The 8,858-nt window shown below is 71.0% G+C and carries 7 protein-coding genes and 2 pseudogenes; 1 reads left to right on the plus strand and 8 read right to left on the minus strand.

Features of this window, described 5'->3' with window-relative positions; genetic code table 11:
- Window positions 1–353: 353 nt before the first annotated feature.
- The 3 genes and pseudogenes from GEV28_RS40700 to GEV28_RS40710 form a co-directional block, all read right to left on the minus strand.
- A pseudogene (locus GEV28_RS40700) lies at window positions 354–651 on the minus strand (hypothetical protein); the annotation flags it as partial.
- A gap of 270 nt (window positions 652–921) precedes the next feature.
- Window positions 922–1,788: an FAD-linked oxidase C-terminal domain-containing protein gene (locus tag GEV28_RS40705; RefSeq protein WP_291419490.1), complete on the minus strand. Its 867-nt coding sequence runs from the start codon at window positions 1,786–1,788 to the stop codon at window positions 922–924.
- The gene (locus GEV28_RS40710; RefSeq protein WP_291419492.1) at window positions 1,785–2,918 is read right to left on the minus strand and encodes a mandelate racemase/muconate lactonizing enzyme family protein; all 1,134 of its coding nucleotides are present in this window, start codon (window positions 2,916–2,918) and stop codon (window positions 1,785–1,787) included. The genes GEV28_RS40705 and GEV28_RS40710 overlap by 4 nt, the downstream gene beginning before the upstream one ends.
- Window positions 2,919–3,029: 111 nt before the next feature.
- On the opposite strand from GEV28_RS40710, the gene GEV28_RS40715 reads away from it, so the two are divergent.
- On the plus strand, window positions 3,030–3,461 hold the full coding sequence (locus GEV28_RS40715) for a tripartite tricarboxylate transporter permease (protein ID WP_291419494.1): 432 nt from the start codon (window positions 3,030–3,032) through the stop codon (window positions 3,459–3,461).
- Between the two features lie 16 nt (window positions 3,462–3,477).
- Here GEV28_RS40715 and GEV28_RS40720 read toward each other — a convergent pair whose 3' ends face one another.
- The 5 genes and pseudogenes from GEV28_RS40720 to GEV28_RS40740 form a co-directional block, all read right to left on the minus strand.
- Entirely contained in the window at window positions 3,478–4,350 is an 873-nt protein-coding gene (locus GEV28_RS40720) for a hypothetical protein (protein WP_291419495.1), read from the minus strand.
- Window positions 4,351–4,447: 97 nt separating this feature from the next.
- Window positions 4,448–5,758, minus strand: coding sequence for an SGNH/GDSL hydrolase family protein (locus GEV28_RS40725; protein WP_291419497.1), 1,311 nt, complete (start codon window positions 5,756–5,758; stop codon window positions 4,448–4,450).
- A complete protein-coding gene (locus GEV28_RS40730) occupies window positions 5,745–6,461 on the minus strand; it encodes a polysaccharide deacetylase family protein (RefSeq protein WP_291419499.1) in 717 nt (238 codons plus the stop codon). Before GEV28_RS40730 ends, GEV28_RS40725 begins: the two co-directional genes overlap by 14 nt.
- Before the next feature lie 17 nt (window positions 6,462–6,478).
- Entirely contained in the window at window positions 6,479–7,783 is a 1,305-nt protein-coding gene (locus GEV28_RS40735) for a GDSL-type esterase/lipase family protein (RefSeq protein WP_291419501.1), read from the minus strand.
- A gap of 463 nt (window positions 7,784–8,246) precedes the next feature.
- A pseudogene (locus tag GEV28_RS40740) lies at window positions 8,247–8,858 on the minus strand (hypothetical protein); the annotation flags it as partial.

Genomic DNA, 8,858 nt, shown 5'->3' on the forward strand with positions numbered 1-8,858 from the left:
GCTGGCGGCCGCGAAGATGGCGAGTTGTTCCAGTTCGTGTCCTTGGGCCCGCCACGGCGCGCGCGCGAACCCGCGGGCCATCGCCGCCGGCACCGCCTCCCGCGGCGCGTCTTCGGGTAGATCGAGTGGTTCGCACATGTGGTCGATTCTACCCGAACCGCGGCACGTTTTCCGTTGCACGGCAAGGGTTTCACCCCATCGGGTCGGCGCACACCCACGGTGTTCGCCGACCAGGGTCTGTTACTGCGGCGATGGTGACAGTGAGCCTTTCCGCGTAACAGTCTGTCGCGGTGGATGATCGTAGCCCAGGTCATCGAGCGCGGGCAGTTCTCCGCGATCCAGGTGGCGAAGGCGGGCAGGATCTCGTCGTGGTCCCGTAGCACGGTGTGTCGTGCTCGCGGTCCGGACGTACCTCGGAGGTCCACAGTGGCCAGCCATCGAGGCGGTGATCACCTGGGTGCAGATAGTCTTGCCCGGTGGACTTCTAAGTCGCGTTGTCCACCGCGAACCGGGTCACCCGCGAGCCATCGAGGAACCACCGCAGGATCAGCACGGGGTACCCCGCCGCACACGTTCCGCCTGCAGCAGGGTGGAGACGGACAGCACGGTCTGGTCGCGTACCGGCAACGTGGCGGTGTAGGTGACGCTCATCGAGCGCGGAACCCCTGGCGACGTTGATCCGTGGAAGGACCGCTTCGTACCGGGGGTTCTGCGTCTTTCCGTTGCACCCCAACACCATCGGCGTGTCGACACCGGCCAGCAACTGCTACCGAACGTAGAGTCAACCGGGTTGCTCGGAAAGCACAGCGGCTTCGTAGCGGACGGCGAGCTTGTCGTACCTGGCCGCGTCGGCGCACGGTTGGCGCGGGATCAGTAGGCCTTGTCTTGGCCGGTGTGGATGCGACCCGCCGCACGCGACCGTCACGTCTCGTCGCGCCCGGGCAGGACCTTGCCGGGGTTCAGCAGGCCCGCCGGGTCCAGCAGATGCTTCACGTCTCGCATCAGGTCCAGCTCGACCGCCGACTTGTAGCCGGCGATGGTGTCGCGTTTGGACTGGCCGATACCGTGCTCGGCGCTGATGCTGCCCGCGAAGCCGGCGGTCGCGTCGTGGGCGATCCTCGACAGCTCGTCCGCCCTGGCCAGGAACGCGGCATCGTCGCCGCCCACTGGCTTGCTGAGGTTGTAGTGCAGGTTTCCGTCGCCCACGTGGCCGTAGGTCACGATCCGGATCCCGGCACGGCCGCGCGCAGCGCCGCGTCGGTCCGCTCGACGAAGGCCGGGATGTCGCCGATCGGCACGGCGGGCCCGCAGCGGCGCGCCGTCGCGAACGTCCACATGCCACCGGTCGCCGACGCGGCGCAGCGACCGCACCTCCTGACCCAGCCGCACGACGGCGCCCTGCTTCGCCATGGCCGCCAGCAGCCGGCGGGTGAGCACGCCGAAGTCGACGTCGGTTCCCCGGTGCGAGCGGGTGACGGCCACCGGCTCGGTGGCGGGCCGGTCGGCGAACACCAGCGGCAGCCGGTCCGCGAGCACGGACCGGTCGACGGTGTACTCGATGCCGGCGAAGAGCGGGTGGTCCCGCAGCGCCTCGTAGCGCGCCCGCAGGAGCACCCCCGGGTCGGCGTCGGCGAGCGTGAGCAGGAGCAATGCGGGCGTGGCCACGAAGTACGACAGCCGGGGCAGCACACCGGCCGCGCCGTCGCCGAGGACCCGAGCGCGGCCCGCGACCCACCCGACGGCGATGACCACCACCAGAGCGCCGAAGCCGATGAGGACCGAGTTCACCCGACGGTGACCGTGTCGACCGTCCACGCCCTGGCCTGCTCGCTGAGCGTGATGCCCAGACCGGGACGCGCGGACAGGTGCATACGCCCGCCGCTGGTCTCGAGGCGCTCGTCGAACAGCGGGTACAGCCAGTCGAAGTGCTCCACCCACGGCTCGTGCGGGTACGCCGCCGCGAGGTGCACGTGGATCTCCATGGCGAAGTGCGGCGCCAGCTGCAGGTTCGCGTGGTCGGCCAAGGTGGCGAGCTTGAGGAACTGGGTGATGCCGCCGATGCGCGGGGCGTCGGGCTGCAGGATGTCGACGGCTCGGTGCCGGATCAGCTCGTAGTGCTCGGCGACGCTGGAGAGCATCTCCCCGGAGGCGACCGCGGTGGTCAGCGTGCGCGCGAGGTCCGCGTGCCCCTCGGCGTCGTAGGCGTCGAGCGGCTCCTCGATCCAGACCAGCCCGAACTCCTCGAGCGCCTGGCTCACGCGCATCGCGGTGGACCGGTCCCACTGCTGGTTCGCGTCGACCATCAGCGGCACGTCGTCGCCGATGTGCGCGCGGACGGCGGCGACCCTGCGCAGGTCCTCGCGCCAGTCGGGCTGGCCGACCTTGATCTTGATCCCGCCGACGCCGGACTCCAGCGTGCGGGTGGCGTTGTCCCGTACCTGCTCGACCGGCTCGTGCAGGAAGCCCCCGGACGTGTTGTAGCAGCGCACCGAGTCGCGGTGCGCGCCGAGCAGCTTGGCCAGCGGCAGGCCGGCCCGCTTGGCCTTGAGGTCCCACAGCGCGACGTCGACGGCCGCCAGTGCCTGCGTCGCCGCGCCGCTGCGGCCCACGGACGCGCCCGCCCAGACGAGCTTGGTCCACAGCCTGCCGATGTCGCTCGGGTCCTCGCCGATGAGGTCGGGCGCGACCTCACGGGCGTGCGCGAACTGGGCCGGGCCGCCCGCGCGCTTGGCGTAGCTGAAGCCGATGCCGTCCAGGCCGGCCGCGGTGGTGATCTCGGCGAAGAGGAAGGCGACCTCGGTCATCGGCCGCTGCCGGCCGGTGAGCACCTTGGCGTCGCTGATGCCGGCCGGCAGGGGCAGCGTCACGGACGAGAGGGTCACCGAGGTGATCCGGTCGAGAACAGCGGCGGTGGTCATGGAGTCATGTAAGAACGTGGATCGATACCTGTCCAAGGTTTGTTTCGCATGGCTCGATACCCCTCGGAAGCATGGAATGCGCAAAAGGTATCAATCCATGCTCCATGGGAGTTGGACATCGGGTCGCTCATCGGCGGCACGGTGTCGATCATCGCCCTGTCGCTGCTCGCCTCGCTGGTGGCCGGCTTCGCGCTGGACTTCGGCCCGCCGGAGTACACCGCCCTCGCGGGCTCGGCGAGATCCTCCACAACCTCGAGGAGCGGCACCGGGCGGTGCGGGGCCCACGACCGTCGCCAACGTCTGGCCATCCAAAAAGGACTGATCATGAGCATCCCGCTGGTCGGCCTGTTCGTGAAGATCCTGCGGGTGCGTGCCACGATCTTCGCGCCGATCACCGTGCTGAGCGCGCTGGTCGGCGTGCACCCGGTCGACAACGACGTCTTCGACATCGTGCTGGTGATCGTCTTCGGCGCACTCGGCTACCTGATGCGGGCACTCGCGCGGCGCCGCGCGGACTCCCGCCGGACCAAGGACCTCGTCTGACCGTGCTCGCGCCTGGTCACCTCCGGTACGAGCCGCGGTCCCGGTAGTCGGCCGCCGGCTGGGAGCTCGCGGTCGACGCGCGACGGGCGAGCATGGCGCCGATGATCACGAACACGCCGCCGATGCCGCACACGACCCACAGCACGATGGAGACCTTGCTGGTCAGGGCGTCGTAGAAGGGGCCGGCGAGCTCGGGCGACGGGCTCTTGGCGGTGACCTGGCTGCGGGCGAGCCACTCGAAGAGGACGACCAGCAGCATGACGACGACCAGCCCGATACCGGTGACGATCAGCGTCTGGCCGCGGCGGGCGGAGAGGGTCAGGCCGAGGGCGATGAGGATGATCGCGGCGATGGGGAGCGCGACGCTGAGCTTCTCGAGGAGGTCGAACGCGGGGACGGCCTGGCGGACCGCGGAACCGGAGAGCACCTGGACCTTCGAGTCGATGTCCGGGATCCGGTCGGCGAGCGGCACCCCGTCGGCGGCGAACCTGGCCTTCACGTCGGCGGCGACCACGCCGAGGTCGAGCACGACCGCGTCGCCCTCGACGGCGAGCCTGCCGCCTTCGTCCCGGAGCAGGGCGAGGAGCTGCGGGTGTACCTCGGTGTTGAGCTTGACCCATGCGGGCTGGAACTGGTCGCTCTCGACGAAGTTCGTGATGCTGGCGTCGACGAGCTGTCGTGCGGCCTCGGGCACCTTGTCGTTGAATGCGGCGGAGAGTTGGTCGGCGACGGCCGTTCGGACGGCGGGGTCGTCGGCGAGCGGGGTGACCGCCTCGAGGTAGCTGTCCTGGTCGGTGACCTCGCCGACCAGGATGAAGGCCGCGACCGCCGGTCCGGCGAGCAGGCATCCCAGCAGGACGAGCACGGTGGCGAACGCGGTACGGAACACCGGCGCACTCTAGCGTCGTCGTGTGCGCCGCTGTCTCTGGCCCGCCCGAGCTCGAGCGGGGCCGACGGCCCACCGGTACCCCGAGCGGCGGGAGGCTTCAGCGGAAGAGGTGGAGGGGGACCGTCGCGGCCATGGCGGCCGCGCCGGCGTCGTTGGGATGCAGGTGGTCGCCGCTGTCGTAGGCCGCGCGCAGCCGCCGCGGGTCCGCCGGGTCGCGCATCGTGGCGTCGAAGTCGATGACCGCGTCGTACTCGCCGCTGGTCCGTATCCAGGCGTTCACCGCCTGCCGCTTGGCCTCGTTCACCTCGGTGTAGAACCCGAGCGTGTCGTCCTTGAACGGCAGGATCGTGCCGCCGTAGACATCGAGGCCCGCGGCGCGGGCGCGGGCGATGATCTGCCGGTGCGCGGCGATGATCTCCTCGGCGGTCACGGTCTCGCTCAGTGGTGCCGTGGTGCCGGGATGGCCGAGGTCGTTCACGCCGAGCAGGACCACGACGTGCCGGGCACCGGGTTGGGCGAGCACGTCCCGGTCGAACCGGGCCAGGGCGCTGCGGCCGAAGAAGGCGGCGAAGTTCTCCGCGTCGCTGCCGGGTGGCGGGTTCGGGTCGTGCAACAGCCGGTTGCCCGCGACCCCGAGGTTGAGCACGCCGACATCCCGCAGCGCGGGCACGCTCTGGAGGCGGTTCGAGAGGAGGTCGGGCCAGCGGTGGTTGGCGTTGGGCTCGGTCTCGAACCCGTTGGTGATCGAGTCGCCGAGCGCGACGACCGCGCCGGCGTCCCGGTCGGAGGTGCGCACGCTGACTCCGGACAGGAAGTACCACTGGGCGACCGTGCTCGTCGCGGTGACGGTCCGCGCGCCGGTGACGTTCCCGGCGGCGATCACGTTGTCCTGGTAGGCGAAGGCGTGCAGGCTCGTCACCGGCGTGGGGTCGGGCAGGTAGATGCTCACGACGAGGTCGGACCGGGCCGGGACCGCGAGCCGGACCGCGTCGCTGAGCATCGGTGCGCCCGCGGGCACGGTGGCCGACCGGTGCCCGCCGAACGTGACCGTGCGGTCGGTCGCCGGGACGATGTCGGTGCCGGACGTTCCGGCTCGGCGGGCCACGTGCACCTCGCCGGTCCGCAGCGGCCGGTCGCCGAACTCGTTGGTGAGCCGCAACCGCAGCTGGTCGCCGCCGATGCTGGTGTGCACGACCTGGCGGACGGTCTCGTCGGCCATCGTCGGGGTGGCGGTAGCCGGCGTCGCGGTGGGCACGTCCGCCCAGGTGCCGACCCAGCTCGACCGGGCGGCGGGCGGGTGTGTGCCGGGGTCCTGGCCGGTGGCCACGCCGCCGGCCAGCCAGGTGGCGAGCAGGACCACCGCGGCGGCCAGGACGGCCGTCAGCGGTGCCGGTCTACGACTCGACATGGCGACTCCCGGGCCGGGCGGGGAGGGTGAACCGCCAGCCGGCGGCACGCAGCTCGGGCACGACCCGGGCCACGGCGTCGACGGTCTGGCCTCGGTCGCCGCCGCCGTCGTGCAGGAGCACCACCGCGCCCGGGGTGATGCCCTCGAGCAGCCGCCGGACGAGCTCGTCGGTGCCGGGCGGCTCCCAGTCGCCGACGGCCAGCCGCCAGCCCAGCGGTTGCATGCCCAGCTCGGCCGCCACCGCCGGCGTCTGCCCCCACGAGCCGTACGGGGCGCAGAAGTACCGGATGTCGGCCTGTGGCACGGCGGCTCGGATCGCCGCGTTCGTGTTCAGCAGGTCGGCCCTGATCTGGTCCGGGGTCCAGGTGCCGAGGTCCTGGTGGTTCATCGAGTGGTTGCAGAGCACGTGGCCGTCGGCCACGATCCGCCGCACCAGGTCGGGGTACCGGCGGGCGTGCTCGCCCCACAGGCAGAAGACCGCGGTGTGGCCCTGGGCCAGCAGCAGGTCGAGCAGCCGCGGCGTGTTGGCCGGGTCGGGTCCGTCGTCGAAGGTGAGGGCACCGGTCAGGCCGTCCTGACCGGTCGAGTCGACGATCTCCGTGGTGGGCTCCCGGCTCCCCGCGTCCGCCGGGCCGGCGGAGGCGACCAGCGAGCCGAGCACGAGCAGGGGAGCGAGCAGGCTTCTGGCGGGCGTGGCGCGCACGCGGATCTCCTGTCGGGTCAGCGGAACAGCCGGGTGGGGACGGCGTCGGCGAGCATGCGGTAGCCGGTCGGGTTGAGGTGGAGGTGATCGCCCTCGTCGGCGGCGGGGAGGAGCCGCCGGGGGTCGGCCGGATCGCGGACGGCGGCGTCGAGGTCGAGCACGGCGTCGAATCCGTGGCTGGCGCGGATCCACCGGTTCACCGCCTGCCGCGCCGCCTCGCGGTGCCCGGCCGGGTCGTCGTAGCCGGCGTTGCCGCCGAACGGCAGCAGCGTCGCGCCGTAGACGCGGATGCCCTGGGCGTGCGCGCGGACGATGATCTGCTCGTACGCGGCGACCAGGTCGTCGGCGACCTGCTTCTGGGCGGCTTCGGTTGCCTCGGCGGTGCCGATGTCGTTGACGCCCTCGAACACGATCAGCCACCGGACGCCGCTCTGCGCAAGGACGTCGCGGTCCAGCCGGGCGAGCGCGTTGGGGCCGAGGCCGTCGTTGAGCACGCGGTTGCCGCCGGCCGCCTGGTTCAGGACGGCGATGCCGGCCGTGTGCCGGTCACTCTGCAACCGGTCGAGCAGCTGGTCGGGCCAGCGGTTGTTCATGTTGGTGGTGGAGCCGCGCCCGTCGGTCAGGGAGTCGCCCAGCATGACCACCCCGGCGGTGCCACCCCCGGCCCACACCTCCACGCCGCTCAGGAAGTACCAGTGGTCGGTGCGGGTCGCGCCGGCCAGGTCCAGGGCCTCGACGTGGTTGCCGGTCGCCAGGTAGGAGGTCGTCCTCGACCCGGGATGCGAGGTGATGTCGAGGGATGCCTGGCCCTCGGCGAGGTAGACGGTGACGGTGAGGTTGGCCCGGGCCGCCAACGTGAGGTCCAGCGGATCGGACACCATCTGCGCGCCGACCGGAACGACCACCGAGGGCCTGCCGTTGAACGTCACCTGCCGGGCGGAGCCCGGACGGATCGCGGTTACTCCGGCCTGCCCGCCCGCCGGCAGTGCCACCGTGACCGCGGTGATCGGCAGCGCCGTGCCGCCGAACGCGTTGGAGAACCGCAGCCGCATCCGCTGGCCACCGACCGACATGTGGACCGTCTGCCGCAGCGTGCTGTCCACCAGCACGCCGCTCTCGCCGGTGAACGGCGGTGGCGGCATGTTGTTGGGCTCGGTGAGCTGCGGCATCGCCACCCAGGTGTTGACCCAGTGCCCACGCGCGCCCGACGAGGCCGGGACCTCCTTCGCCACGGGCTCGCCGATGGCGACCAACACCGACAGGAGGGCGACCACGAGGGCCACGACACCGGCCACGTTGAGTATCGACGATCTTCGGTCCATGGGGCCGACCTCCCCGCCAGCGCTGGCGTACCTTCCGAAACTTTCGGACGGCAATCAGGTGTTTTCTAAGCTATAGCGAGATGTGCTGCAGGGTCAAGAAAAGATCCCGACGACAGCGTCGGACATGTTTCCGAAACTTTCGGGCCGGTGGCCGGACCTGTTCATGGGTGTGCGGCAGCTCCAGCACCTGCGTGACCGGCTTCCGACCACCATCAGACCATTGTGGACAGCCGGGTTCGAGGATCTGAGCAAGGTCGGTAAGGGTGCCTTGTTGCGGGTGGGTTGGCACCCGGGAGCCGGCCGGTCGCCGGCCAAGCGGGGGTCAAGCCTGTGCTCGTGGCCGCGGGCCCCAACTCCGTACAGGAGCCGACGATTGACTCAATGAATCCCTGGCCAACCAGCCTCAACATCTTGACACGCACCGCTTGTGGGTTCGCTGCCTGTAGATCAACAGCTCGTCAGGTCAGAATGGTGGGGGTGCTGGTTCGGGGTGGGTGAGGGGCTCGGGGTGGTGGGGGTAGCGGAACCCGCACGGTGAGATCCATTGCAAGATCCCGCCGCGTTTGATGATCTTCCAGCCGCCGAAGGACTTCGCGCGGTGGTGCGGACGACACGCCGGGTGCACGTTGTGTTCGTCGGTCGGCCCCGTGGGGAACGGCTCGCGGTGGTCCAGGTCGCACTGCACGGCGGGGCGTACACAACCCGGCCCCGTGCAGGTCGGCATGGCGGCCTGGATGTGGTCGCGCAACGCGGCGGGTGGGGTGTAGCGGCGCCGCCCCACATCCAGGACGCGGCCGGTCGCGGGTTCGGTCAGGATCCGCCGCCAGGTCGCGTCGGTCTGGTAGGCGAGGTCGACGGCCTGCTGGGCCGAGATGTCGCCGTAGCCGACGAGGTGTCCGGGGGTGTTGTCGACCCCCAACGCGGCCCGGGCGGGCAGGGTGACCTGAACGGTGATCTTGGCGTGTTCGAAGTCCTTGCCCGCCAGCAGGTCCAGTGCCACATCGGAGCGGAGTTGGTCGAGGGTGCGGCCGTCGGCGCCGCCGGTGTCGCGGAGTTGGTGGGCGATCGCATCGAC

It is taken from the genome of Actinophytocola sp., from assembly GCF_009379765.1.
Classification (GTDB): Bacteria; Actinomycetota; Actinomycetes; order Mycobacteriales; family Pseudonocardiaceae; genus Actinophytocola.

Coding starts and splice junctions, on each gene's coding strand:
- GEV28_RS40710 (WP_291419492.1), bottom strand. CDS start 2,918: ATGACCACCGCCGCTGTTCTCGACCGGATCACCTCGGTGACCCTCTCG.
- GEV28_RS40725 (WP_291419497.1), bottom strand. CDS start 5,758: ATGTCGAGTCGTAGACCGGCACCGCTGACGGCCGTCCTGGCCGCCGCG.
- GEV28_RS40735 (WP_291419501.1), bottom strand. CDS start 7,783: ATGGACCGAAGATCGTCGATACTCAACGTGGCCGGTGTCGTGGCCCTC.